The organism is Rhizobium sp. R339 (genome assembly GCF_002211395.1).
Classification (GTDB): Bacteria; Pseudomonadota; Alphaproteobacteria; order Rhizobiales; family Rhizobiaceae; genus Rhizobium.
Genome location: NZ_LOKV01000028.1, coordinates 245,082 through 269,933 on the forward strand (window position 1 = coordinate 245,082; position 24,852 = coordinate 269,933).

22 protein-coding genes are annotated in these 24,852 nt (G+C 62.8%); 9 read left to right on the top strand and 13 right to left on the bottom strand.

Annotated features, from left to right (window positions below):
* The first annotated feature begins 16 nt into the window (after positions 1–16).
* Together ATY76_RS31660 and ATY76_RS31665 are read left to right on the top strand one after the other, a co-directional pair.
* Positions 17–703 carry a L,D-transpeptidase gene (locus ATY76_RS31660; RefSeq protein ID WP_088678565.1) on the top strand — a complete coding sequence of 229 codons (687 nt, stop codon included), beginning with the start codon at positions 17–19 and terminating at the stop codon, positions 701–703.
* Positions 704–825: 122 nt separating this feature from the next.
* On the top strand, positions 826–1,500 hold the full coding sequence (locus ATY76_RS31665; RefSeq protein WP_088678566.1) for an outer membrane beta-barrel protein: 675 nt from the start codon (positions 826–828) through the stop codon (positions 1,498–1,500).
* A gap of 108 nt (positions 1,501–1,608) precedes the next feature.
* Here the strand turns inward: ATY76_RS31665 and ATY76_RS31670 are convergent, their stop codons facing one another.
* The 4 genes from ATY76_RS31670 to ATY76_RS31685 form a co-directional block, all read right to left on the bottom strand.
* On the bottom strand, positions 1,609–2,049 hold the full coding sequence (locus ATY76_RS31670) for a hypothetical protein (protein ID WP_088678567.1): 441 nt from the start codon (positions 2,047–2,049) through the stop codon (positions 1,609–1,611).
* Between the two features lie 42 nt (positions 2,050–2,091).
* Positions 2,092–3,402, bottom strand: a complete 1,311-nt coding sequence (glcF, locus tag ATY76_RS31675) for a glycolate oxidase subunit GlcF (RefSeq protein ID WP_088678568.1) — start codon at positions 3,400–3,402, stop codon at positions 2,092–2,094.
* Positions 3,403–3,649: 247 nt separating this feature from the next.
* Positions 3,650–4,849, bottom strand: a complete 1,200-nt coding sequence (gene glcE, locus ATY76_RS31680; RefSeq protein WP_088678569.1) for a glycolate oxidase subunit GlcE — start codon at positions 4,847–4,849, stop codon at positions 3,650–3,652.
* On the bottom strand, positions 4,846–6,285 hold the full coding sequence (locus ATY76_RS31685) for an FAD-linked oxidase C-terminal domain-containing protein (RefSeq protein ID WP_088678570.1): 1,440 nt from the start codon (positions 6,283–6,285) through the stop codon (positions 4,846–4,848). Before ATY76_RS31685 ends, glcE begins: the two co-directional genes overlap by 4 nt.
* A 263-nt stretch (positions 6,286–6,548) precedes the next feature.
* Here ATY76_RS31685 and ATY76_RS31690 point away from each other — a divergent pair, with 263 nt between their 5' ends.
* Positions 6,549–7,445: a LysR family transcriptional regulator gene (locus ATY76_RS31690; RefSeq protein WP_088678571.1), complete on the top strand. Its 897-nt coding sequence runs from the start codon at positions 6,549–6,551 to the stop codon at positions 7,443–7,445.
* A 15-nt stretch (positions 7,446–7,460) separates the two neighbouring features.
* Here the strand turns inward: ATY76_RS31690 and ATY76_RS31695 are convergent, their stop codons facing one another.
* Positions 7,461–8,624, bottom strand: coding sequence for an adenosylhomocysteinase (locus tag ATY76_RS31695; protein ID WP_088678572.1), 1,164 nt, complete (start codon positions 8,622–8,624; stop codon positions 7,461–7,463).
* A 98-nt stretch (positions 8,625–8,722) separates the two neighbouring features.
* A complete protein-coding gene (locus ATY76_RS31700; protein ID WP_088678573.1) occupies positions 8,723–9,601 on the bottom strand; it encodes a LysR substrate-binding domain-containing protein in 879 nt (292 codons plus the stop codon).
* A 263-nt stretch (positions 9,602–9,864) separates the two neighbouring features.
* On the opposite strand from ATY76_RS31700, the gene ATY76_RS31705 reads away from it, so the two are divergent.
* The 5 genes from ATY76_RS31705 to ATY76_RS31725 all read left to right on the top strand — a co-directional run bounded on the left by ATY76_RS31705 (position 9,865) and on the right by ATY76_RS31725 (position 15,189).
* Positions 9,865–10,377 carry an NUDIX hydrolase gene (locus tag ATY76_RS31705; RefSeq protein ID WP_088678574.1) on the top strand — a complete coding sequence of 171 codons (513 nt, stop codon included), beginning with the start codon at positions 9,865–9,867 and terminating at the stop codon, positions 10,375–10,377.
* Positions 10,378–10,439: 62 nt separating this feature from the next.
* Positions 10,440–11,939 (top strand): inorganic phosphate transporter, encoded by a 1,500-nt coding sequence (locus tag ATY76_RS31710; protein ID WP_088678575.1) that lies wholly within the window; start codon positions 10,440–10,442, stop codon positions 11,937–11,939.
* A 16-nt stretch (positions 11,940–11,955) separates the two neighbouring features.
* Complete coding sequence (locus tag ATY76_RS31715; RefSeq protein WP_088678576.1) at positions 11,956–12,693, top strand: 16S rRNA (uracil(1498)-N(3))-methyltransferase; 738 nt, start codon at positions 11,956–11,958, stop codon at positions 12,691–12,693.
* A 146-nt stretch (positions 12,694–12,839) separates the two neighbouring features.
* Positions 12,840–14,213 (top strand): glutamate--cysteine ligase, encoded by a 1,374-nt coding sequence (locus tag ATY76_RS31720; RefSeq protein WP_088678577.1) that lies wholly within the window; start codon positions 12,840–12,842, stop codon positions 14,211–14,213.
* 106 nt (positions 14,214–14,319) lie between these two features.
* Positions 14,320–15,189 carry a DUF937 domain-containing protein gene (locus ATY76_RS31725; protein ID WP_088678578.1) on the top strand — a complete coding sequence of 290 codons (870 nt, stop codon included), beginning with the start codon at positions 14,320–14,322 and terminating at the stop codon, positions 15,187–15,189.
* A gap of 86 nt (positions 15,190–15,275) precedes the next feature.
* Here the strand turns inward: ATY76_RS31725 and ATY76_RS31730 are convergent, their stop codons facing one another.
* Positions 15,276–15,575, bottom strand: a complete 300-nt coding sequence (locus tag ATY76_RS31730) for a DUF1127 domain-containing protein (RefSeq protein ID WP_088678579.1) — start codon at positions 15,573–15,575, stop codon at positions 15,276–15,278.
* A gap of 202 nt (positions 15,576–15,777) precedes the next feature.
* On the opposite strand from ATY76_RS31730, the gene ATY76_RS31735 reads away from it, so the two are divergent.
* A complete protein-coding gene (locus tag ATY76_RS31735; protein ID WP_088678621.1) occupies positions 15,778–16,731 on the top strand; it encodes a LysR substrate-binding domain-containing protein in 954 nt (317 codons plus the stop codon).
* Between the two features lie 6 nt (positions 16,732–16,737).
* Here ATY76_RS31735 and ATY76_RS31740 read toward each other — a convergent pair whose 3' ends face one another.
* The 6 genes from ATY76_RS31740 to ATY76_RS31765 form a co-directional block, all read right to left on the bottom strand.
* On the bottom strand, positions 16,738–17,379 hold the full coding sequence (locus ATY76_RS31740; RefSeq protein ID WP_088678622.1) for a TetR/AcrR family transcriptional regulator: 642 nt from the start codon (positions 17,377–17,379) through the stop codon (positions 16,738–16,740).
* A 298-nt stretch (positions 17,380–17,677) separates the two neighbouring features.
* On the bottom strand, positions 17,678–20,740 hold the full coding sequence (locus ATY76_RS31745; RefSeq protein ID WP_245310203.1) for an autotransporter domain-containing protein: 3,063 nt from the start codon (positions 20,738–20,740) through the stop codon (positions 17,678–17,680).
* Between the two features lie 250 nt (positions 20,741–20,990).
* Entirely contained in the window at positions 20,991–21,407 is a 417-nt protein-coding gene (locus ATY76_RS31750) for an MAPEG family protein (RefSeq protein ID WP_088678580.1), read from the bottom strand.
* Positions 21,408–21,510: 103 nt separating this feature from the next.
* Positions 21,511–22,065 carry a hypothetical protein gene (locus ATY76_RS31755; protein WP_088678581.1) on the bottom strand — a complete coding sequence of 185 codons (555 nt, stop codon included), beginning with the start codon at positions 22,063–22,065 and terminating at the stop codon, positions 21,511–21,513.
* Between the two features lie 2 nt (positions 22,066–22,067).
* Complete coding sequence (gene guaB, locus ATY76_RS31760) at positions 22,068–23,552, bottom strand: IMP dehydrogenase (RefSeq protein WP_088678582.1); 1,485 nt, start codon at positions 23,550–23,552, stop codon at positions 22,068–22,070.
* A 246-nt stretch (positions 23,553–23,798) separates the two neighbouring features.
* Positions 23,799–24,791 (bottom strand): MBL fold metallo-hydrolase, encoded by a 993-nt coding sequence (locus ATY76_RS31765; RefSeq protein WP_088678583.1) that lies wholly within the window; start codon positions 24,789–24,791, stop codon positions 23,799–23,801.
* Positions 24,792–24,852: the final 61 nt, after the last annotated feature.

Here is a 24,852-nt window from a genome sequence, read left to right on the forward strand (position 1 = left end):
TTGAGGGGAATCGATCATGATCAAATTGATGTCAGGTCTGGCTGCGGCCGGACTTGTTCTGTCCTTGATGTCTACATCTGCCTTTGCCGCGCCTGCCGGCTCCGACAACGCACGGCGCCCGACGCAGATCGTGCGCGTGGCGCAGATGCCGAAATATGTGAAGCCGCAGTTCAAGCGCAAGAAAGTGCGCCTGGTAACGACGGAACCGATCGGCACGGTCATCATCGATACCAACAACAAATACCTCTATCTGGTCGAAGGCGGCAACCGCGCCACCCGCTACGGTATCGGCGTCGGCCGTGAAGGCTTCGGCTGGTCCGGCATCGTCAAGATCGGCCGCAAGGCCGAATGGCCGAGTTGGACGCCGCCGGCCGAGATGCGCCGCCGCGAAGCCGCCAAGGGCCACATCATTCCGGCTTTCCAGGAAGGCGGCGAGGATAATCCGCTCGGCGCCCGCGCCATGTATCTCTATCAGGGCGGCCGCGACACCATCTTCCGTATCCACGGCACCAACCAGCCCTGGACGATCGGCCTCAACATGTCTTCCGGCTGCATCCGCATGATGAACGCCGACGTGATGCATCTTTACGATCGCGCCCCCGTCGGCACGAAAGTGATCGTCATCGGCCCCGGCAACCGGCAGGGCAAGGTGGCGTTCGAGGACAGGGGCATCGACGTGCTGCGCACGATGTTCGGCGGCTGAGCAACACTTGTGAAAAAACGAAAGGCGCATTTTGACGCGCCTTTTCTTTTCCTTAGACTTTGCGGCGGAAAGCTGGCACTGCTGCCTAAGAGTCGACATATTTGCAATATCGGGGCTAATCAATGACATATGCGCTGCGTTCCTCCGCCTCCCTGCTTGCGGGCATCGCGCTTTTCACCGTCTGTTCTGCAGCCTCCGCCTCGGCGGAAGATCTGGAATTTTCCATTTACGGCGGCTATCAGACCGCACCGCACAGTGGCGTCGACGTCTCCGACGGCACGAGCTTCACCGCCGGATGGGAAGGCAAGTCCTTCGGCAGCCCGCCCTATTACGGCGCCCGCGTCACCTGGTGGCTCGAGGATTTCAACAAGCCAAACTGGGGCATCTCGCTCGATTACACCCATGACAAGGTCTATGCCGACGACGACACGCTCGCCAAGGCCGGCTGGTCGCATTTCGAATTCACCGACGGCCTGAACCTTCTCACCGTGAACGGTCTCTACCGCTTCCAGGATCCCGCCCGCCGCTGGACACCCTATCTTGGCGCCGGTATCGGCGTGAACATTCCGCATGTCGAAGTCATTCGTCCCGAAGGCAAGACCTGGGCTTATGAATTCGGCGGGGTGACGCTGCAGGCGCAGGCCGGCGTCGACTTCAAGGTGACCGAGCGCTGGTCGACCTTCGTCGAATACAAGGGCACCTATTCGCGCGTCGATGTTCCGATCGACAGCGGCGACCGGCTGAAGACCAACATCTTCACCAATGCCGTCAACGTCGGCGTGTCGTTCCACTGGTAATATTGAATTTCGGCTGCAATGTTAGAGCGGTTCAGCTTCATGAAAGCAGGACCGCTCTAGCCTTTTTGGGGAGACGGAAAACTGCTTCGCGGTTTTCCTGCAATTACACTATTTCGTGCCGCAGCTGACCTTGCCCTGGGCGGCGTAGGGCTCGCTGCCGCCTGCGATCGTCAGGGAATAGGTGCCGCTGAAATTGGCCGCGGCCTTGCCGCGCTCGCCGGCGACCACGACCAGATCCAGCGTCGCTCCGCCGGTATCGTCACTACCCCCGTCGAAAACCTCCAGGAGCAGATCGCCGTCACGCGACCAGTGATTAGTCAGATGCTGCGATTCGAAGACGCGCTTTCCGAAAACGGTCGCCTGGGCGGCATCCTTGATAACGAGCGCCCCGCGAAAATGGTTGAGCCGATGGCCGGCTTCGCTTTCGAAACCGCTTTCGAGCGTGAAGCGTGCTTGCTTGTCATCGGCCGAACAGAAAAAGCGGCTGTCGGCGTGGGCGATGCCCGCCTGCACGAGCAAACCCGCAAGAACAATCATTCCGCGCCACATCGCCTAACCTCCCGAAAACGGCCAGGCGGGCCGTCGCAGGCATCAAGCTAAGGGCAAACCCGTTAATTTTTCAGGCACAGCGCCGCCATAGGCCCAATCGAGCAATTCGACCGTATGGAGGATCGGGATGCCGGTGCCGGTGGCGATCTGGGTGATGCAGCCGATATTGCCGGTGGCGATGATATCGGCCTTGGTCGCCTCGATGTTCTTCACCTTGCGCGCCTTCAGCGCCGCCGAGATTTCCGGCTGCATAATGTTATAGGTGCCGGCGGAACCGCAGCAAAGATGACCTTCGGCGGGATCGCGCACCGTAAAACCCGCCGCCTTCAGCAATTGCTTCGGCTGAAGGGTGATTCGCTGGCCGTGCTGCATGGAACAGGCGGAATGATAGGCGACCGTCAGGCCTTTCGGCATATGCGCGGGCAAGTCGAGCGTGGCGAGATATTCGGTGATGTCCTTGGCCAGTCCCGAAACCCTGGCCGCCTTTGCGGCATAGGCGGGATCGAGGCGCAGCATGTGGCCGTAATCCTTGATCGTCGTGCCGCAGCCGGAGGCGGTGATGATGATCGCATCGAGCCCCTGCCCTTCGATCTCGCGCGTCCAGATATCGACATTGGCCCGGGCGCTTTCGAGCGCCTGTTCGGCCCGGCCCATGTGATGGACGAGCGAACCGCAGCAGACCTCGCCTTCCGGCACCACCACCTCGACGCCCAGCCGCGTCAGCAGCCGGATCGCCGCCTCGTTGATGGCGGGGTCGAGCACCGGCTGGGCGCAGCCGGTCAGGATCGCCACACGGCCGCGCTTTTCCATCTCAGTCCCGTGCGTGCCGGGTTTTGCGAAGGCCGAAGCAGCGGGAATGCGGCGCGGCGCAAGCGCCAGCATGGCGGCAAAGGGCTTCAGCGCGCCACGTCGCATCAGCCCGGCAAAGGGCCGGCCGAGGCGGGCGAGATTAAGCGCCAGGCGGAACCGGCCGGGATGGGGCAGCACGGCGGCAAGGATGGCGCGCGTCAGCCGGTTCATGAACGGCCGCTTATAGGTCTTCTCGATATGGGCGCGGGCGTGATCGACCAGGTGCATATAGTCGACGCCCGAGGGACAGGTGGTGACGCAGGCAAGGCAGGAAAGACAGCGGTCGATATGGGTGACGACCTCGGCATCGGCCGGGCGGCCGTTTTCCAGCATGTCCTTGATCAAGTAGATGCGGCCGCGCGGACTGTCGAGCTCGTTGCCGAGCGTCACATAGGTGGGACAGGTCGCGGTGCAGAAACCGCAATGCACGCATTTGCGCAGGATCTTCTCGGATTCGGCGACATGGGGGTCGGCGAGTTGGGCGGGGGTGAAGTTCGTCTGCATCTAGCGGGGCCTCCACTTTGGGAAGACCTCGGGCGTAGTGCCCATGGCACCCCCCGCTGTCCTGCCGGACATCTCCCCCACAAGGGGGGAGATCGGATCGGAGTGATGGCTTCCCCAAACAACTGGGCTACTGCAACTCCGATAGAACAGCGAGGGAGCAATGGTCCAACCTCTTGCCGATCTCCCCCCTTGTGGGGGAGATGTCCGGCAGGACAGAGGGGGGTAACCCAGACGCAAACTCATCTTCTCACCCCATCTTCCCCGGATTGAATATCCCGGCCGGATCGAATTTCTCCTTCACCCGCCGCGACAGCATTGTCACCGCCTCGGGCTCCGGATGAAAGGCGGCGGTTGTCGCCCTCGCCGCGGCGGATGCGCGGATGAGGGTGGCATGCCCACCGCCGAGCGCCTTGATGTAGCGACGGACCAGTTCGGCTTCGGGATCCGCCTCCATGCGCATCCAGACGAGGCCGCCCTGCCAATCATAAAAGGCATCGACGCCGGCTTCGAGGCGGAGCGCCGCCACCAGCTGATGGCCGGTACCGGGGGCGACAGAGACGCGCCAGACCGGCCGCGTCGTGCCGTCGGCATAGGGCAGCACGTCGCGGACTTCCCGCCAGAGCCTCTGGCTTTCACTCTCGTCCAGCCGCGTGACCGTGGCGAAGGCAGACATTGCCGCTGCAAGCTTTTCGACGCGCACGTCGACGGAGCCGGCCAAGCCCTCGATGCGCAGAACCGTCGCCTCGCCTTCCGGAAGCTTGCCGGCGAGGAATTTCCACGTCACCGTCAAAGGCAGATGGGCCGCGCCCGAGACTTCGACCGGCAGCGCCATCGCCGTCGCCATGGCCTTTGCCGCCTCGGCATCGTTGAGGCCGGAGAGAACCACGGTCCGTTCCGTCTTCGGGCGCGGCGGCACGCGGAAGGTGACTTCGGTCAGAAAACCCAGCGTGCCGTGCGAACCGGCGATCAGCTTGACGAGATCGAGGCCGGTGACATTCTTCATCACCCGGCCGCCGGCCTTGATGACCTCGCCCCTGCCGTTGACGAAGCGCACGCCGAGCAGGTTGTCGCGGGCTGCACCCGCAACGAGGCGGCGCGGGCCGGAGACATTGGCGGCGAAGACGCCGCCGATGGTCGGCTCGCCCGACCTGCCCATGACGAGGCGATGATCCATCGGCTCGAAAGCGAGCATCTGGCCTGCTTCGGCGAGCGCCGCCTCGATCTCGGCGAGCGGCGTGCCCGAACGAGCCGTCATGACCATCTCGCCGGGATTGTAGGCGAGGATGCCGGAAAGCCTGGTCGATCGCAGCCGATCTTCGGCGGCAACGGCATTGCCGAAGCCCGAGCGCGTATCACCGCCGCAGATCGCGAGCGGCCGGTTCATCTCCGCATGGGCGAGGACGATCGCCGCCGCCTGTTCCTCGCTCGTCGGCATCAGATCGATCATGCTGCAGGGCGTCCTTCGAGCGGGAAGACCTTCGAGGGGTTGAGGATCCAGCCGGGATCGAAGGCGGCGCGCACCGCCATCTGCTGGGCAAGGTCGGCCTCGGAATATTGATGCCGCATCAGGTCGCGCTTCTCGATGCCGACGCCATGCTCGCCGGTCAGGCAGCCGCCGGCATCGACGCAGAGCTTCAGAATATCGTTGCCGGCCGCTTCCGCCCTGGCGGCATCCTCGGGATCGTTGGCATTGAAGAGGATCAGCGGGTGCATGTTGCCGTCGCCGGCATGGAAGACGTTTGCGACGCGCAGGCCGTAATGATCGACGATTTCCGCTGTCCGCTTCAGCACATGGGAAAGCTGGCTGAGCGGCACGGTGCCGTCCATGCAGATATAGTCGGCGATGCGGCCGGTGGCGCCGAAGGCGGATTTGCGGCCCTTCCAAATCAGTGCCGCTTCGGTTGCCGACTGGCATTCGCGCACGGTCTTCACACCGTGCCGGCGGGCAATCTCGACGATGTCTCTCAGCGTGGCGTCCATCTCGGCTTCCGAACCTTCGACTTCGACGATCAAGAGCGCGCCGACATCGAGGGGATAACCGGCATGGGCGAAGGCCTCGCAGATCTCGATCGCCGGCTTGTCCATGAATTCGATCGCCACGGGAATGATGCCGGCGGCGATGACATCGGCCACACAGGCGCCGGCTTCCTCCGACGCTTCGAAGCCGAAGAGCACCGGGCGCGCGCCTTCCGGCTTGGCGATCAGCCGCACCGTCGCTTCGGTGACGATGCCGAGCTGGCCCTCGTGACCGCAGACGAGGCCGAGCAGGTCATAACCCGCCGCATCCAGCGCCTTGCCGCCGAGTTCGATCACCGTGCCGTCGACCAGCACCATTTTGACGCCGAGTAGATTGTTGGTGGTGACTCCATATTTCAGACAGTGGGCGCCGCCGGAATTCATGCCGATATTGCCGCCGATGGTGCAGGCAAGCTGCGAACTCGGATCGGGCGCATAGAAGAAGCCGTCGGCGGAGACGGATTCGGAAATATTGAGATTGGTGACGCCGGCCTGAACCACGGCGACCCGGTTCGCCAGATCGATCTCGAGGATGCCGTTCATCTTGGAGAGACCGAGCACGACCGCATCCTCCTGCGGAATAGCGCCGCCGGAAAGCGAGGTGCCGGCGCCGCGCGGCACGACGGGAATCCCATAGCGATGGCAATAACGCATGACCGCAGACACCTCGGCCGTCGTGCGCGGCAGCGCGACGGCAAGCGGCAGGCGCCGGTAGGAGACAAAAGCGTCCGTCTCGAACGGCACCAGCTCTCGCGCCTCGTGGACCAGGCATTCCGGCGGCAGGAGATCGGTCAGATCGGCGACGATCTGAGCCCGCCGCGCCAGCACGTCGGCACGGGGCTTCAGAAACGGAATGGCGTCGGACATGGCGTTCTCCCCAGAGCATGATGCCGAAAAGTGTGCGGGGTTTTCGGACGACATCATGCTCTCACTCTTTAATAGAATAGAACAGGATTCAGATCTCAGGCCAACCGGCCTAAAATCATCCTGTTTTAGTCCTGACGACGGGAAAATGACAGCGGGAACCGGCCGCGAACCTCCCTGCCGCCGTGAGATCGGCTTAGCACTTTCCCAAAACCGGCGCAAATGCTAAGCACTTATGCCAAAAGAGGAAAAAGCCGCAGAACCTTATGACCAATCTGGGTGATCTCGAAATCTTCGCCAAGGTCGTGGCCACAGGAAGCATGTCGCTCGCCGGGCGGGCGCTCGGCTTTTCCCCCGCCGTCGTTTCCAAGCGCATCAAGCGGCTGGAGGACAGGCTCGGAACCCGGCTTCTGCAGCGCACGACGCGGCAGATTTCGCTGACGGAAGCCGGGCAAGGCTTCTACGACCGCGTCCTCGGCATCCTCGCCGGCCTGGAAGAGGCCGAGTTCTATATTTCCGGCCGCTCGGCGCAGATGCACGGCACGCTGAAGATCTCGGCGCCGACCTCCTTCGGGCGCATGCATATCGCTCCGCATCTCAAAGACTTCATGGAGGCGCATCCGGATCTTGCAATCAACCTCGTGCTGACCGACGAATTCTCCGACATCGTCGGCGGCGGCTTCGATCTGGCGATCCGTATCGCTGAACTCACCGATTCAAGCCTCGTCGCCCGCCGGCTCGCGCCGGTGCGCCGGCTGCTCTGCGCCTCGCCGGATTACCTCGCCGCCCATGGCAAGCCTGAAACCATCGACGCGCTGAAACACCACCGCTGCCTGCCGGCGCATAACAACGACACCTGGCGGCTGAACGGGCCGGACGGACCGCTCAGCCTACGGCCGGAGGGCATGCTGATCACCAACTCCAGCGAAGTTATCCGCGAGACTGTCATTGCCGGCCTCGGCATCGCACTGCGTTCCACCTGGGATGTCGGCGAAGAGCTCAAGGCCGGGCGCCTGGTGCAGGTGCTGCCGGCCTATGAGGGCTCGCACAATGTCGCGCTCTCGGCCGTCTATCCCAGCCGGCAATTCCTGCCGGCCAAGGTGCGGCTGTTCATCGATTATCTCAGCGAGCTTTACGGACCCGTTCCCTACTGGGAGCTCTGACTGAAGACGGCAGGGTCAGCGCGAGAGATCGAGATAGGCGTTCGCCACCATCGCATCGATATCGGCCGGCACCGGCACGACGCAGGACCCGGACCCGGCACCGGCTTCACCCCTGGCAACGCGCTCCAGGCAGCGCGCCTGAAGCGTGAAGCCGAGATCCATCGATTCGGCGGAATTGCCGAGCGGCCGCGGGCCGGCAAGATTGGCCATGTGGCCGCCGCCGAGCACGTGAAAAGACCGGCCGTCCTTCAGATGGAAGGTCTCGATATGCTCGGCCTCGTAACGATCGATGCCGCCGACATCCGGATGGCGGCGAAAGGCTTCGACGTCGATCTCGCGCGGGAAATGGCCGCCATTCATCAGGATTGCACCGTCCTTGAGGAGCGGCAGGTCGGCGGCCGTGACGATATCGGCAAAACCCGTGACGGTGACGAGAATATCGGCCGAGCGGATCGCCGCCTCGCGCAGCGGTGTGACGAAGCCGTCGAGATGGGCTTCGAGTGTCGTCACCGGATCGATATCGACGACACTGACAGTCGCAAAGGCATTGCGGAAACAGGCGGCCGTGCCTTTGCCGCAGGCGCCGTAGCCGAAAACCGTCACGCGTTTGCCGTTGGTGGACCGGTTGGTAAAGCGCAGATAGCTTTCGAACAGGCTCTGGCCGACGGCATGCCTGTTTTCGGCGAACTGCTTGATCGGGCTGTCGTTGATGACGAGGATCTGCATGTTCAGGCGCTCGCGCATCGGCAGCAGCCGCGTGCGGCCCGACGTCGTTTCCTCGGTCCCGCCGAGCAAATTCGCGTAGGGCTTTTCCGCGGCGATAGCGAAGAGATCGCCGCCATTGTCGAGCAGCAGGTCCGGCCTTTCGGCGATCACCGCTTCCAGGCTCTGGTGATGCGCGGCAGGATCGGTCGTCGGGGTGGCAAAGACGGTGATGCCCTGTGCACGCAGGAACTCGACCGTCGAAGGCTGGGTGCTGTTGAGGTTGCCGGTGCAGACGAGATGCGCCCCGCCGGCGCGAAGCGTCATCAACAGCGCTACCGTCTTCGGCTCGAGATGGATGCCGGTGCCGATCGACAGGCCCTTAAAGGGGCGCGTGTGTTCGAATTCGGCCGCCGTCGCCCTGAGCAGCCGGCAGTTGCTGCCGATCCAGTCGATGCGGGTTGCGGTTCTTTCCATCATCTTCTCCTCTGCGTCTGACGCCGGCCATTTCTAGCGGAGCAACAGGATGGCGAGTATGGAGGTTATTCTGACGAAAGAGCAGAAAATCTGCCCTTTCAGCTCCCCTTCCCGCAACGAAGCAGCCAACCGGACAAGGCGGCAAAGGCCGGCCGTTTCGCATCGGGCGTGCGGCAGCAGAGGCTGTAACCCGACGGCCGGGAGATGAAGCCGTAGGGCGCGACCAGCCGCCCGCGCTCAAGATCGTCTTCTATCGAGGCGCGCGGCGCAAGGGCGATACCAAGCCCCGAACGGGCGGCACCCAGCGCCAGCAGCAGATCCTCGAATTCCTGGCGGCGTGAAAAGAGGACGGGCGGCGTGGCGCTTTCGGCAAACCATTCGTCCCAGAGCTTCGGGGCGCTGCGGCTGACCAGCATTGTCTGCGCAGCCATTGCCGCGGCGTCTTTCGATAGCATCGCCGCAAGCGCCGGCGTGGCGACCGGGCCGAACTCGTCCTCCATGAAGCGTAGCGCGGTAATTCCGGCGGCCGGCCGATATTCGCCGCCCATGATCACCGCGTCCAGTTCCGGGTGCTTCTGCAGCGGTTCGACCACGGTCATCGGCACGATGTCGACCAAGAGATCGCCGAGACCGGCCTGCATGTCCGCGACGCGTGGCATCAGCCACCAGACAGCGAAGGCGGAGGGAACGCCGAGGCGGAGGCGGCCCGTTCCGGCACTTTCGAACTCCGAAGCGGCGCGCTGCAGGATGTCGAATGCCGCGCCCGAGGCTTCGGCGAAAGCGCTTGCCTCGCCAGTCGGAACCAGCCTGCGGCCTTCGCGCGTGAAGAGCTTGCGGCCGAAGTGATTCTCGAGCGTCGCGATCTGCTGGCGCACGGCGCCGCGCACGACATTCAGCTCCTCGGCGGCTTTCAAAATGCTGCCGTGACGGCAAACGGCCTCGAAGGCGCGCACGGCATTGAGAGGCGGTAGACGCATAGTTGCCACATTCGCAAAATGATTGGGGAACAATTGATCCCGCCATTGATTAGAAAGCAAGACGAAGCCATATTGTACACCTGTGCAATATGGCGCATTCGAAACAGGTCGTGACGGATTTCTGAGCCTGCCCCAGCTCGATTTCCCCTAAGAACGGCGGTGAAACCACGTTTCGGACCGTGCTCGGTTTTGGATTGCGTAAGCTTTCCGTGATACACGTATATGAGTGATTCCTAACAACCACTGCGAAGGTGACCCGACAATTGACTCTTCTCGCCAGATTGGCATCCGATGTGCAACTGATGTTCCGGCGCCCGCCGCGACAACAATATGGCGCGCTGTGCTACCGGGTGAAGAAGAAGAGCGGTGAGGTCGAGGTGCTCCTGATGACGAGCCGCGACACCGGCCGCTGGGTCATTCCCAAGGGCTGGCCGATGAATGGGAAATGCGCCCATGAAGTCGCGATGCAGGAAGCCCTGGAGGAAGCCGGCGTCCGCGGCTCCGTCGAGGCGGAAACCCTCGGCGCCTATACCTATCCGAAGGTGCTGCGCGATGGGGTGCAGGTGATCTGCAAGGTGCAGGTCTATGCGCTCGAAGTCACCGACATGGCGAAGAACTTTAAAGAGAAGGGCGAGCGCACCATCGAATGGGTGTCCTTCGACGAGGCGGCCAATCGCGTGCGCGAACCGGAGCTGCGGCACCTTTTCCTCGCCTTCAAGCAAAAGATGATCGACAGGCTTTCGGCCAAACCGGCGAAGCAAATTCCGGCGGAATGAATCCTGCCATCTTGCACTGCTAAAAAAGCAGCGTAGAAGCAGATTTATCTCTGGAAAACCGAATGCCGCCACGCCCCGCAGTTCTTACCAAACGCACGCTCGACAAGGATCTCGATAAGATCACCTATGTCGAGGACGCGGCCAAGCATGTGGCGCGGCGGCTGGTGGCGCCCGGTCTCGGGCTGATTTTCCTTGGTCTCGCCATGCTTTTTGCCGGCGTCTACGTCTTCGACCGGCCCGGAGCCGTGCTCGTCGTGGCGGCAGCGGCCCTTGCCGCCTACATGGCGCTGAATATCGGCGCCAACGACGTGACCAACAATGTGGGCGCGGCCGTCGGCGCACGCGCCATGACGATGGGCCAGGCGCTTATCATCGCCGCGATCTTCGAGGTCCTCGGCGCCACGATCGGCGGCGGCGAGGTCGTCAAGACGATTTCCTCCAACATCGTCGATGCCGTTCAGGTGCCGCCTGTGGTGCTCGGCTGGATCATGATGGCGGCGCTGACCGCGGCAGCCCTCTGGATCAATCTCGCAACCTGGATGAACGCGCCGGTTTCGACCACGCATGCGATCGTCGGCGCGGTGATCGGCGCCGGCGTCGCTGCCGTCGGGCCCGAGCCGGTAAACTGGCGGGTGATGCTGGAAATCACCTCGAGCTGGATCACTTCGCCGTTGATCGGCGGGCTGATCGCCGCCGGTCTGCTCTATCTCGTCAAGACGCTCATCATCTATCGCGACGACAAGATCGCGGCGGCGCGGCACTGGGTGCCGGTCCTGGTGGCTGTGATGGCCGGCAGCTTCATGGCCTATATGGTGCTGCAGCTGTCGCCGGCCGGCCGCTTTCCGTCTCTCACCGTCATCCTCATCGGGATCGGTATCGGCTTGGTGAGCTGGCTTTGCGCGCGCCCGCTCGTGCTCGCGCAAGCGCGCAACCTCGAAAACCGCAACAGCTCGCTGCGCGTGCTGTTCCGCCTGCCGCTGATCGGGTCGGCGGCGCTGCTTTCCTTCGCGCACGGGGCAAACGACGTTTCGAACGCTGTCGGGCCACTGTCGGCAATCGTCCACTCCGCCGCCATCGGCGGTGACGGAGGTGCGGGCCACCCGCCGCTTTGGGTGATGCTGATCGGCGCCTTCGGCATCTCCGTCGGCCTGCTGCTCTTCGGGCCGCGCCTCATCCGCCTCGTCGGCGAGGAGATCACCAAGCTCAACCCGATGCGCGCCTATTGCGTCGCGCTGTCAACCGCCTTCACCGTCATCGTCGCCTCCTGGCTCGGCCTGCCGGTCAGCACCACGCATATCGCCGTCGGCTCGGTCTTCGGCGTCGGTTTCTTCCGCGAATGGTACACCCGCAATTCGAAGCGGCGCATCGCCTATATCAGGCGCAAGACCGAAACGTGGGAGCTCGACGAGCCGGAGGAACCGAACGTTCATGAGAGGCGACGGCGCTATCTGGTGCGCCGCTCGCATTTCATGACGATCATCGCTGCCTGGATCATCACCGTGCCGGTTTCCGCCACGCTTGCGGCCATGATTTATTGGGCTATGTTCGCCCTCTTCGTCTGAACTTCTGAGTTTTCAAATGCGCGCCAATTTTCGCATGCAACGACTGTTCGTCGATGCGCCGCTTTCCCGCGGCGCCGTCGTGGAAGCAAATTCCGACCAGTTCAATTATCTCGCCAATGTGCTGAGGATGGAGGATGGCGCGGAGATCCTGCTCTTCAACGGCCGCGACGGCGAGTGGAAGGCCAGCCTCACCTTCCCCACACGCAAACGCATCCTGCTGACGGCAAAGGAAGAGACGCGGCCGCAGCCGGCGCCTTGCGACCTGCATTATCTCTTCGCGCCGCTGAAGGTCGGGCGCCTGGATTATCTCGTGCAGAAAGCCGTGGAAATGGGAGCCGGCTTGCTGCAGCCTGTGATGACCCAGCACGTGCAGGGAAAGATCACCAATCTCGACAAGCTGCGTGCCAACGTCGTCGAGGCAGCGGAGCAATGCGGCGTCCTCGGCATCCCAGAGGTGGCCGAACCGGCGAGGCTTTCCGATCTGCTCGACCGTTGGCCCCGCGAGCGCCGCATCATCTATTGCGACGAGGGCGATGCCGGGCAGAACCCGCTGCCGGTCTTGTCCGCCATTAGGGAAAGGCACCTCGCCCTGCTGGTCGGGCCGGAAGGCGGCTTCTCGGAGGAAGAGCGCGCCCGGCTTCGAAGCCTCGATTTCGTCACCGCCATTCCGCTCGGACCGCGCATCCTGCGGGCCGACACGGCAGCCGTTGCGGCGCTCGCCGTCGTCCAGGCGGCGATCGGCGACTGGACGTGACGCCGAAAACGGGTTGACGCGGAAATCACTGCTGTTTTTTTGATGCGTCATTGAAAGAATTTCACTTGCAACATACGTGGCTTGGGTCCTAATCACCTTCCAATTGCCCGGCCCCCTGGGCGCCTTTTTCGAATGCAGGTACCCGCATGGCCCGCGATACTACCGACCAGACGCCGCTCTCTTCGGTCCAGGAACTGACCGATTACCTCGCTGCGGGCAACAAGCCGCGGGAGCGCTTCCGGATCGGCACCGAACACGAGAAGTTCGCCTTCTTCCGCGCCGATAACAGCCCGGTTCCTTATTTCGGCGATGCCAGCATTTCCGCCCTGCTCACCGGCCTGCAGAAAAAGAGCGGCTGGGAGCCGATCATGGACGGCGGCAACATCATCGGGCTTGCCGAACAGAACGGCATGGGCGCGATCTCGATCGAGCCCGGCGGCCAGTTCGAATTGTCAGGCGCGCCGCTGGAGACGATCCATCAGACCTGCAAGGAATCGAACCAACATCTGGCGACGCTGCGCGAAATTGCCGAGCCGATGGGCATCCGCTTCCTCGGCATCGGCGGCAGCCCGAAATGGACCTATGCGGAAACCCCGCAGATGCCGAAGTCGCGCTACGAGATCATGACCCGCTATATGCCGAAGGTCGGCACCCAGGGTCTCGACATGATGTACCGCACCTGTACGATCCAGGTGAATCTCGATTTCTCCTCGGAAGCCGACATGCGCAAGAAGATGCGCGTCTCGATGAAGCTGCAGTCGCTGGCGACCGCGCTTTTTGCATCCTCGCCCTTCACCGAGGGCAAGCCGAACGGGCTGCTCTCCTGGCGCGGCGACATCTGGCGCGATACCGACAATCGCCGCGCCGGTCTGCTCGATTTCACCTTCCGCGACGATTTCGGCTTCAAGGACTATGCCGAATGGGCGCTCGACGTGCCGATGTATTTCATCGTCCGCGACGGCCGTTATCACGACTGTACGCACGTCACCTTCCGCCAGTTCATGAACGGTGCCTTGAAGGGCGAGGTCGCCGATCCTGCGCCGACGATGGGCGACTGGACCAACCATCTTTCGACGCTCTTCCCCGACGTCAGGCTGAAGCGCTTCCTCGAAATGCGCGGCGCCGACGGCGGCCCGTGGCGGCGCATCTGTGCCCTGCCGGCCTTCTGGGTCGGCTTGCTCTACGAAGACGCAGCCCTGGAGGCAGCCGACGAACTGACCAAGGATTGGGGCTTTGCCGAGATCGGCGCCCTGCGCGATGCCGTTCCGGCGCAAGGGCTGAAGGCTGAGTTTCGCGGGCATGCGCTCTTCGACACGGCGCGCGAAGTGATCGGCATATCGCGGGCCGGCCTCAAGGCGCGCGGCAAGCTCAACGGGGAAGGCCAGGACGAGAGCATCTTCCTGGCGCCGCTCGACGAAGTGCTCGCCAAGAAGGCGACGCTCGCCGAGGATCTGCTTTCGCTCTACAACGGCCGCTGGCAGGGTTCCGTCGAGCCGGTCTTCGAAGACTATCAGTACTGAGACCGCCCGAGCTCCCTAAGTTCCTCTGGCAAAAAGCCGTTTGCGCATTACCATTTCCGGATATAGTGACGCTACAACGCGTCACGACTCGGGGAAAGGGACCTCCATGCTGCCACTCTTCGACATGATGATGCAGGCGCAGAACGGCGCGGCGATGGAAGCGGTCGCCCGGCAATTCAATCTGGCGCAGGAACAGGCGACCAAAGCTATGGCCGCACTGATGCCCGCTTTTTCCGCCGGCCTGAAGCGCAGCACCAGCAACCCTTATGATTTCGTCGGGCTGATGCAGGCCGTCGCCTCCGGCAACTACGCGCGCTATTTCGAGGATATGAGCCGGGCCTTCACGCCGGAGGGCATTTCCGACGGCAACAACATCCTCGCCCAGCTTTTCGGCTCGAAGGAGGTTTCGCGTGCGATCGCCGCCCAGGCGGCGCAGATGACCGGCATCGGCCAGGACATCTACAAGCAGATGCTGCCGGTGCTGGCCGACACGCTGATGGGCGGGCTCTTCAAGCAGACAACCGGCCAGATGGCTTCGCCGGTCAATCCCTTCGTCAACACGGCGATGGGCGAGAGCATCCAGAAATGGCTGGAGAGCACCGGCTTTGCGCCGAAGCCGAAGGCAGCCCCGGTGCCTAACATCTTCGACAATCCGTTCACGCAGGCGATGCAGGTGATGTTTTCGACGCCGAAACCGGAACCGACGCCCGCGCCGAACCCCTTCCTCGACAATCCCTTTGCCAAGGCTTTCCAAGAAATGATGGCAGGTCTCGGTCAGCAGCCAGCGACCAAATCACCGGCAGCAAAGCCCCCCGAGCCTCCGACGGAGGAGGCGAAGGCCACGGCCGAAACCTATGCCGAGATGCTGAACGCCATGTTCGACAGCGGGCTCGAAGTGCAGAAGAGCTACCAGAAAAACCTGGAAGCGATTTTCGAAACTTACCGGCCGAAACCCTCTTCTGAAACCAAGGCATAAAAAAACCCGGAGATGGCTTGGGAAAGCCGATCACCGGGTCAAGCGGCAGGGCTATTGGCTATCACCCTGCGGGGAAACTCGACGCCCTACTCTTCGTGAGGGCGGAAGAGCTGCAGGCGCCAGCGACTGCGCGCCGAACGCGTCAGATGTTCCGACGGGTCCTCGAAAAAGGTCGAGGCCAGGAACGCGGAGGTAAGGTCGGCCCTGGTGAGGCCGATATCCCTTAGCTGACTGTCGTTCAGATCATGCAGCCCATTGATCTCCATTCGATTGCGGAACCCGCGAAAGAGGAAGACCAGCGGAGCGAGGCCTGCCACCAGACGCTGGAAAAGCGTCGGGGTTAGCTTGCTGCAGTCGAGTTCTATTGTTCGGTCTGTCGTGTGCATCGAACTCTCCTTTCTTCGGGCACGCAACAACCCACCCCGCCCGCGAGGTCATGCGGGAGGGATCAGGCTGGATTCTGCTTGGACAGGCAGGGTGTCTGTCCTTCACTTTGCTTGATTTGCATCCCGAAGATGCCAAAGACCTATTGATCAGTCCAACGAATGTTTCTAATGATTATCATCAGCTATCTTTATGGGTGACACCATGTCCGCGCCTCTTGATCTCGACCAGTTGCAGACTTTCATCGCCATCGTCGATTCCGGCAGCTTCACCAAGGCGGCCGACAGGGTCTACAAGACCCAATCGGCCGTCTCCATGCAGATGCGCCGTCTCGAGGAGCGCATCGGCAAGCAGCTGTTCATCAAGGACGGCCGCGGCAACCGGCTGACGGTCGAGGGCGAGAAACTGCTCAATTACGCCCGGCGCATCATCCGCCTCAACAATGAGGCGATCGCCGCCTTCGACGACAACAGGCTGGAGGGGACGCTGCGCATCGGCACGCCGGATGATTACGCCGACCGCTACATGCCTGAAATCATCGGCCGCTTCGCCAAGACGCATCCGAACGTCGAACTCTATATCGTCTGCGAGCCTTCGGTGGACCTTGCCGAGCGCATGCACAAGGGCGAGCTCGACATCGCGCTTGTCACTCACAATCCGCGCGAGCGCATGTCCGACGTGGTGAGAACCGAGCCGCTCTGCTGGGTCGGCTCGGCCAATCATCCGATCCGGGACGATGCGCCGGTACCGCTTGCCGTCGGCCGGCGCGACTGCCAGTGGCGCCAGCTCGCCTGCTCGGCGCTCGATGCTGTGGGACGCGAACATCAGATCCTGTTCACCAGCTGGTCCTGCACCGTGGTTGCCGCCGCCGTGCTTGCCGGCATGGCGGTTTCTGTGATGCCGGAATCGGCTCTGCGGACGGGTATGAAGGTGCTGAGCCAGGCGGATGGGTTTCCGGCGCTGCCGCCGGTGCAGATCGGCATCATGAAGCGGCCGGGCGTTTCGATCTCGCTGATGAACGCGATTACCGCCCACATCACCGCTTGCCTCGACAACATCACGCCTGCCGTCATCGACGACAATCTCGAGGCGGACGTCAAATCCGCCCAGGCGCGTTACCCGCGGCTGAAGGCCGCCAATATGGTGCCGAGCTGGTAGAGGCGCTCAGGCGGCGCTGGGCGCCGTAGCGGCGAAAAGCGAGGCGCGGATGACGCGTTTCCACTCGTCGAGCATGCGCCGCGCCAAGGCCTCCTCGCTGACGGCGGCAAGCCGGATAACGGCGCCGATCAGGTGGCTGAAGAGATAAGTGCGCGCATACATTTCTTCGTCGCAGAGGTCGGGCGCCAGCTGGCGGACGGCGTCCTGGAAGATGCCGGCGACGCGCCCGCTATGCTCGATGTTGAGCTGCAGGAGATCCTGATCCGTCTCCGTGCCCATCCAGACGCCGAGATAGACGGGGTCGTTGCGGTAGGATTCATAGTACCAGTCGATGGTGGCGCAGACGAGATCGAGCGCCTGGTCCAGCGACTGTACATCGGCAAACATTGCCGCCGCCTTCGCCTGGATTGCCGAAGCGTGCTGGTCGAACAGGGCTTTGACGATCGCCGCCTTCTCGGGAAAATATTGATAGACCGAGCCGATCGGCACCTTGGCGGCGACGGCGAGTTCCGTCATCCGCATGGCGCTGACGCCTTTTTTTGCAATGATGTTCGAAGCGGCGGCGAGAATGAGGTCCAGCCTCTGGATACTGCGCTCCTGCTTCGGCTTCCTGCGGAGGCCGATCCGATCTACGCTTTCCGCGCCCATGTCGTTCCCATTCTTATCGTTTTTCGCGGCGGAAGAAGCTCTCGCCCAAACCAGCGCATCGGGCCGATATGACATGCAGGTCTTCATCCGCCGTAAATGGAAACGCTCGCATTTTAACGACCGGCAAAAGCCTGCGAAAATCGGCGCGCGATGGCACCGATTGTCTCCTCAGACGCGAAAAGGCGACCATAGCACTTTAAAATTGCTGGATAATTTCATCAGTGGGCCGATTGGCGTCCCCGCACCTCGGTAGCCTGCCGCTGCCCCTTCGTCGCCATGGGATGCAGGTCAGCGGATGTTAGAACTTCAACGACAGTGTCGCTTTGACGCCATGCTGTTGCGCGTCTTCGGCGATTTGGCCGGAATAGGCAATGCCGAGGGCAGCGCTTGGGTTGAGGTCGAAGTCGAGCCCGGCAGCGAGGATGAAGGCGTTGCGCGCCACCGGGACGCCGGCGACCGTGAAGTCGTCGCCTCCCGCAAAAGCATGCGTCGCCAGCGGAACGGTATCGCCGGCCGCATGCCGCCAGCCCGACATGCCGCGCAGGGTGGCATTCGTCCCACCCAGGCGGATATCCATCTCGGCATGCAGGCCAAGGGTGGCGATGGTGGTGTTGGTCGTGCGGCTCGAACTGTCGAGCGCGGCCGCCCCGCCCTCTTCGGTAAAGCCCGCCGTGCGAACGGCCACGTGAGCAAGATTGACGAAGGGCTCGAAAGAGGCCGCCGCCTTATCGAAGCGATAGCCGAGTTCGGCAAAGGCCTGCAGCGTGCCGGCGCTATAGCTCGCATCGAGCCTGTCCTCGAAGCTTCCGATCACGACGCGGCGGCTTGTCTCGATCTCGTGCCATGTATGGGCAAGGCCGGAGCGGAAAGCGAGATTGTCCCACTGCGTGCCGGCGTAGAGGCCGAGGTGATAATCGTCGCTCGATCCCGATGAGGCGCGGTGGCGCGGGTCGAAGCCCGAGTTGCTGTAGCCCGCCAGCAGGCCGAGCCTGACCTCATCGAACGTGGTGTCGACGCCGGCGAGAAACCCGCCGGTCTGATGACGCAGCGTGGCGGCGTTGCCATCCGTGAATGCTTCGCTCAGACCGCCAAAGGCCGTGCTCCAGAACACCGGCCCTTCCGGCGTATCGGCGGCGATCAGTTCCGGGCCGCCCGGCCACAAGGCCTGTATCGGGACCGCGGCGGCACCGGGATCGCCGAAAGCGGAGCGCAGGCGCTCATTGGCGGCCTCGCGGACAAAGAGGCTCTGGGTGATCAGCGCCGTCTTGATCGAGGCATGGATTTCGCCGGAAAGCGCATCGAAGCTCGCATGGATCTCCGACTCGTCGTCCGGCAATGTAACGATCGCGTCGTAGATATCGTTGCCGGTTCCGAGCTGCTCGGCGGCCCCGGCAGCGGCAATCTGGTTGCGCGTCGCCGCCATGTCGGTGAAGCTCACGTCGTTGCGCGCGATCTCCAGATAGACATTGTTCAGGTCATAGGAGAGGTCGGCCGCCAGGAAGGCATAGTTGGAGGTGACCGCGCCGAATGTGCCGCTGATCCCGCCGGCAGCGGTCAGGATCGCATAGGTGGAGAAGGGCTTGTAGTGGCCGTTCATCCCGACATGGGAGACGGTGGCGCCATTCAGAAACGCGGTGCCGGCGACCGAGATGAAATCGCTGGCGGTGCCGGCGGGATCGACCTCGACCTCATAGGTGGAGCCCGGATCGAAAGTGAGGTTGCCGCCGACGGTCAATGTTCCGATGGAGTTGCCGGGCGCAACAGTGACGCCCGCGCCGGCGTTCAGCGTACCAACGGACCCCGAGCCGCCCAGTCTGCCGCCCGTCATCGTCAGGATGCCGCCAAGGCTGCCATTGACGGTCAGGCGGCCGTCCGCCACGGTCGTCGTACCGGCAAAGCCCGAACTGTTGCCGGTCAGGAGCAGAGTGCCGCTGCCGAGCTTGGTGAAATCGCCGCTGCCGGAGAATATGCCGCCATAGGTGCTGTCGCTTGCCTGATCGATCGTGAGATCGGCACTGCCGATCGCGATCTCGCCGCCGCTTCCGGAAAGTTCCGCCATTGTCAGATCGAAGCCGCCGAGATCGAGTATGCCGCCATTGAACGCATAGGCACTATTCTGCACGAAGGCGCCGGCGCTGCCGGCCAGCAGCGTGCCGGCATCCACCGTCGTCACGCCGGTATAGATGTTGGTCCCGGACAACGTCAGCGTGCCCGTGCCCTGCTTGGTAAGGCCGCCCGTGCCTTGCAGATCGGTGGCGACACCGACGGCAAAGCCGTTCGTATCGATAAAGGCGCCGCCCGCATTGAAGATGACATCCCCGGCGTTGAAACCGCCCAGGAAATTTGCCTCATTGCCCGTTGCGCGCAGAATCCCGCCATCGAAGACGAGGCTGGCGTCACCGGCCCCCCGGTCGATATAACCGGTCTCCAGGACACCACGCCCGTTTCCGGCGCTTCCGGCGATGTTTACCGTTCCCGTGGCGCCCGAATCGTCGGCGACGATGACTCCGGAAGCGGAAATCATGCCGCCGTTCTCGATCGTTACGCTGCCCGAACCGAATTCCCCTACATACAGCTCGCTGGAATTGATCCAGCTCGACCCCGCGCCGGTCACGCTGGCCACGCCGCTGCCGTTTGTACTGAAGCCGACATAACCAAAGCTGCTGGTGACCGAGCCGCCGTTTGAAACGGTCAGCGTGCCCGCTCCCGCCGTGCCGACCGACACTTCAACGGAATTGTTCCAGAGCGAGTTCGCACCTGTGACAATGACCTCGCCGACAGCACTGGAATCGTTGCTGATATAGCCGGAGGCGCTGTTGACCGTCCCGCCATTCGAGATGGTGAGCGTGCCGGTGCCGCTGTCGCCGATGGTGAGGTCCTGGGAGCTGGTCCAGGTCGAACCTGCACCGGTGACCGTGACCGAACCGCTCGCGCCGGAGAAATAGCCGACATATCCGACCGCATTGTCGACCACGCCGCCATCTTCGATGCTGAGCGTGCCGGTGCCCTGATGGCCGACATAGAGGTCGTCGGAATTGCTCCAGGTGGAGCCCGGCCCCGTCACCGTCACCGTGCCGGCCGCGCCCGGATCGACACCGAACACGCCGGTATCATTGCTGACATCGCCGCCATTGCGGATGATGAGGGCTGCGTCATCACCGCTTTGCTCGCCTATGAGGAGGTCGTTGTTGATCGTCCATGGACTTGGCTGCGTGCCCGCACCGGTTCCGCCCGGATCGTTGCCGTCGACAATCTCCGTATCGTTGCCGCCGATGACCTGCTGCGCCCATCCCGGCTCTGCCGCCAGCATCAGCGCCAGCGCTACGCTGCTGGCTGATGCCGCAAGTCGAAGCGTGGCCATCCGATGGATTGCCGCCCCGCCTGTCTTCTCGCCTATCTTCGCTCGCAAATCGTCCTCACCACACTTCGCTCGCGCAGAAATAGACGAATCAATTTAAATATTAGTAACCATGTTCCTGAAATTATTCTTCGACCACAGCCCCGCGCGTCTTTGCGGAGGCGGAACGAACACTGCAACATCTTGAATTCTTGTGTAATTTCCCTGCTAAATCAATCCCGATCCAAGGAACCATGCAGGAGTTCGGCGAACGTCAGCCCATCGCCATCCAAACGGCGAGCCAGCCCCACATGACGGCCAGCACTCCATAGCCGGCGGCGAAGAGCGGGCTGCGGTAGCGCAAGTCGTTGCTGGTGACATGCACGCCGGCATGCACATACCGCAGGGCGACGAAGAGCCAGGCGAGGCAGACGGAGACAAGATTATCGGCCTCGGTGACATAGAGAAGAACACAGCAGGCATAGAAGAGCACAGGCAATTCGAACTGGTTGGCCAGGCAGTTCTTCACAACCAGGCTTTCGGCGGGCTCGCCACGATTTTCGCGGTAATCGGATTTCGCGACGCTGCCGGCCCGGACCATTTTAGCGCGTCGAAGCCCAAGAAGCGCATAAAGGCCATAGACCAGAGCCACATGGGCGACGAGTGGCCAGAAGATTTGATAGCCGGTCATATGATCGCGTCCTTTCCGCTCTTGCCGTCGCTGCGAGCAGTAGCCGAAAGGGAGCCCGGATGCCAACGCGGCCTTAAATCGCAGAGACGGGCCATAAACGCCTTCAGCCTTCGTCCGGCGAGAGCCAACGGGCAATGGCAAGTCTGGCAATGATGATGAAGCAGATGGCGAGGCTCGCGAATTTCAGCCGCGTCATCCACGGCAGCAGGTGCGTTGCCGCGCCTGCATAGACGCCGTCGCTAAAGGCAATCAGGCTCGAGATGTTCTCGCCGTAGTCGGCGATGCCGTAGATGAACGGCAGCAGATAGATCGCCCCGGCGAGGAGCGGATGAAGCGATCGGCCGAACCATGAGCCGACAGGGCCAAGCCGGAGGAAGGCGAGAAACAGCAGCGCCGTCAGCAAGGCCGGAAAGATCAATTCCGGCCCGAAATACATGGCGCTGAGCAGCTTCGCCGCCGTCTCGTTCTCATCGAGCAGCTTCTGCATATGGAAGACGGCCGACTCGTCGTAACCGGCGAAATAGGTGTCCAGCACCGCCTGCCCGGTTTCGTGCTTGAACGGGACGACGAAGCCGAAGGTCGTCCAGGCGAGCACGGCAAGGCAGAGGGCTGCGAGCAGCGCAACGACCCAGAGGGGAATTGCGCTGCCCGCTTTCATGATCAGAGGCCGGCGCCCGGATAGTTCGGGCTCTCGCGGGTGATCGTCACGTCATGGGCGTGGCTTTCGCGAAGACCAGCGCCGGAGATGCGTACGAAGGTCGCCCGCTCCTGGAAATCCTTCAGGTCCTTGCCGCCGACATAGCCCATGGCCGCCTTGAGGCCGCCAGCGAGCTGGTGGACGACGGCCGAGACCGGCCCCTTATACGGCACCTGGCCTTCAATGCCTTCCGGAACGAGCTTCAGCGTGTCGCGCACTTCCGCCTGGAAATAGCGGTCGGCCGAGCCGCGGGCCATGGCGCCGACAGAGCCCATGCCGCGGTAGGCCTTGAAGGAGCGGCCCTGGTAGAGATAGACCTCGCCTGGGCTCTCATCGGTGCCGGCCAGCAGCGAGCCGATCATGACGGCGGAGGCGCCGGCGGCGATCGCCTTGGCTAGGTCGCCCGAAAATTTGATCCCGCCGTCGGCGATGACGGGCACATCCTGATCCTGTGCGGCCTGCACGGCCGACATGATGGCGGCGAGCTGCGGGACGCCGACACCGGCGACGATGCGGGTGGTGCAGATCGAACCCGGGCCGATGCCGACCTTGACGGCGTCAGCGCCGGCATCGATCAGCGCCCTCGTGCCGTCATAGGTGGCGACGTTGCCGGCCATGATACGCACCGAATTGGACAGCTTCTTCACACGGGTGACGGCATCGAGAACGCGCTGCGAATGGCCATGAGCGGTATCGACGACCAGAAGATCGACGCCGGCCTCGATCAGGCGCTCGGCGCGCTCGAAGCCGTCATCGCCGACGCTGATGGCGGCGGCGGCCCGAAGCCGGCCCTGCCCATCCTTGGAGGCGTTCGGATTCAGCTGCGACTTCTCGATGTCCTTGACGGTAATGAGGCCGACGCAGCGGCCTTCGGTATCGACGACCAGCAGCTTTTCGATGCGATGCGAATGCAGGAGGCGCTTGGCTTCCTGCTGGTCGACGTTTTCCTTGACGGTGACCAGATTGTCCTTGGTCATCAGCTCGTGGATCTTCTGCTCCGGATCGGAGGCGAAGCGGACGTCGCGGTTGGTGAGGATGCCGACGAGGCGGCCGGACTTTTCGACGACGGGAATGCCCGAAATGCCGTGCGACTTCATCAGGCCCAGCGCTTCCGCGAGCTTCGCCTCCGGGCCGATGGTGACGGGATTGACGACCATGCCGCTTTCGAACTTCTTCACCTGGCGGACCTCTTCGGCCTGCTCGACCGGCGTCAGGTTGCGGTGGATGACGCCGAGGCCGCCGGCCTGGGCCATGGCGATCGCCAGCCGGCTTTCGGTGACGGTGTCCATGGCCGAAGAGAGGATCGGGATGTTGAGGTCGAAGTCGCGGGCGATGCGGGTCGCGATATTCGTCTGGCCGGGCATGACTTCGGAATGGCCGGGCTGCAGCAGCACGTCGTCGAAGGTGAGCGCGTCCGCGCCGGTTGCCGTTTCTATGATGCGTGCCATCGCCAAATTCCTTCAGTTAAGAAAAATGCAACCCGTCCCGGAAACGAATCGTCCGCCCCGGCGGTGTGCATGAGTTGCTTGGAAGTTGGCGAGGGCTGGTAACACGTCTATGACAGGAAGGAAATAGCAAAAAGCCCGGCATGTGCGCCGGGCTCGTCATGGGTGCCATGCATCCAAAGCGCATCACGTCAAACTTGGTCGATACGATGCGCTACCGCCGCACACTTCCGGGCGACATGCGGGCGATCAGATGTCGAACTGATAGGTCTTCGGCACGAAACGGTAGCCGGCCTCCTGTTTCTCGGCGAAGCCGACGGCCGGGAACGGCATATGGTAGCCGAGGAAGGCGATCTTATCGGTGGCAATCATGTCGAAAACCTTGCGACGGGCGGCTGCCGCCTGCGCCTTGTCCATATCGAAGCGCACTTCCCAATCCGGGCGCAGCAGCGACAGGATATAGTGGTTGGCCGTATCGCCGGTCAGCACCAGGCGCTTTCCTTCCGATTCGACATGGAACACCATATGCCCGGGGCTGTGACCGGCAGCCAGCATCGCCGTCATGCCGGACGCGACGCTGTCGCCATCCTTGATGAAGGTGGCTTTTTCGACGAGCGGCGTCACATTGGCGAGCACGGCCTTGTGGCCGCCTTCGGCAGGCGTACCCTCGCGCGCCTTGTTCGACCAGAAATCATATTCGGCCTGGCCGATGACATAGCGGGCATTCTTGAAGGCCGGCGCGCCGTTTTCCATCAGCCCGCCGATATGGTCGCCATGCAGATGGGTGAGCGCGACGATGGTGACGTCGTCTGCCGAATATCCGGCGGCTTTCAGGCCTTCGGCAAGCTGGCCGGCACCCCGCGCGCGGCCGCCGGCGCCGAAGCCGGTATCGACGAGAATGACATCCGATCCGGTGTCGATGAGGGCCGGCGAATAGCCGTTCACGAACTTGTCGGCCGGCAGGAAATTGGCCGTCAGCAAAGTCTTGACGGTTTCCGGATCCTGATTGGTCCCGAAAGTTTCATAGGGCTTTTCGGAAATGTTGATGCCGTCGCGTACGACGGTGAGCTTATAGGAACCGAGCTTGAATTGATTGATTTCGGGCAAAGGCGTTGCGTTCATATTGCTGCTTTCTCCAGTCGCGGCCGCTTCGGCCTTCTGTCTTAAAATCATCGGTGCCGCCAGCAGGCCGAGGCCTGCGGCAAAAAGCGTGCGTCGCTTCATTCGCGTTGAAATTGCCATATCCACTCCCCTATGATGCGCGGCGTCTCGCCGCACTGCCCCGACAATTCGCCAGCCGGAG

Coding starts and splice junctions, on each gene's coding strand:
- ATY76_RS31685 (WP_088678570.1), bottom strand. CDS start 6,285: ATGTCCGACGCCATTCCGTTTCTGAAGCCCCGTGCCGACGTGCTGGCG.
- ATY76_RS31745 (WP_245310203.1), bottom strand. CDS start 20,740: ATGGCCACGCTTCGACTTGCGGCATCAGCCAGCAGCGTAGCGCTGGCG.
- glcE (WP_088678569.1), bottom strand. CDS start 4,849: ATGATCGATCTGATGCCGACGAGCGAGGAACAGGCGGCGGCGATCGTC.
- ATY76_RS31660 (WP_088678565.1), top strand. CDS start 17: ATGATCAAATTGATGTCAGGTCTGGCTGCGGCCGGACTTGTTCTGTCC.
- ATY76_RS31740 (WP_088678622.1), bottom strand. CDS start 17,379: ATGGGCGCGGAAAGCGTAGATCGGATCGGCCTCCGCAGGAAGCCGAAG.
- glcF (WP_088678568.1), bottom strand. CDS start 3,402: ATGCAGACGAACTTCACCCCCGCCCAACTCGCCGACCCCCATGTCGCC.
- guaB (WP_088678582.1), bottom strand. CDS start 23,552: ATGGCACGCATCATAGAAACGGCAACCGGCGCGGACGCGCTCACCTTC.
- ATY76_RS31700 (WP_088678573.1), bottom strand. CDS start 9,601: ATGCGTCTACCGCCTCTCAATGCCGTGCGCGCCTTCGAGGCCGTTTGC.
- ATY76_RS31715 (WP_088678576.1), top strand. CDS start 11,956: ATGCGCGCCAATTTTCGCATGCAACGACTGTTCGTCGATGCGCCGCTT.
- ATY76_RS31720 (WP_088678577.1), top strand. CDS start 12,840: ATGGCCCGCGATACTACCGACCAGACGCCGCTCTCTTCGGTCCAGGAA.
- ATY76_RS31710 (WP_088678575.1), top strand. CDS start 10,440: ATGCCGCCACGCCCCGCAGTTCTTACCAAACGCACGCTCGACAAGGAT.
- ATY76_RS31730 (WP_088678579.1), bottom strand. CDS start 15,575: ATGCACACGACAGACCGAACAATAGAACTCGACTGCAGCAAGCTAACC.
- ATY76_RS31670 (WP_088678567.1), bottom strand. CDS start 2,049: ATGTGGCGCGGAATGATTGTTCTTGCGGGTTTGCTCGTGCAGGCGGGC.
- ATY76_RS31725 (WP_088678578.1), top strand. CDS start 14,320: ATGCTGCCACTCTTCGACATGATGATGCAGGCGCAGAACGGCGCGGCG.
- ATY76_RS31750 (WP_088678580.1), bottom strand. CDS start 21,407: ATGACCGGCTATCAAATCTTCTGGCCACTCGTCGCCCATGTGGCTCTG.
- ATY76_RS31690 (WP_088678571.1), top strand. CDS start 6,549: ATGACCAATCTGGGTGATCTCGAAATCTTCGCCAAGGTCGTGGCCACA.
- ATY76_RS31735 (WP_088678621.1), top strand. CDS start 15,778: ATGTCCGCGCCTCTTGATCTCGACCAGTTGCAGACTTTCATCGCCATC.
- ATY76_RS31765 (WP_088678583.1), bottom strand. CDS start 24,791: ATGGCAATTTCAACGCGAATGAAGCGACGCACGCTTTTTGCCGCAGGC.
- ATY76_RS31695 (WP_088678572.1), bottom strand. CDS start 8,624: ATGGAAAGAACCGCAACCCGCATCGACTGGATCGGCAGCAACTGCCGG.
- ATY76_RS31665 (WP_088678566.1), top strand. CDS start 826: ATGACATATGCGCTGCGTTCCTCCGCCTCCCTGCTTGCGGGCATCGCG.
- ATY76_RS31755 (WP_088678581.1), bottom strand. CDS start 22,065: ATGAAAGCGGGCAGCGCAATTCCCCTCTGGGTCGTTGCGCTGCTCGCA.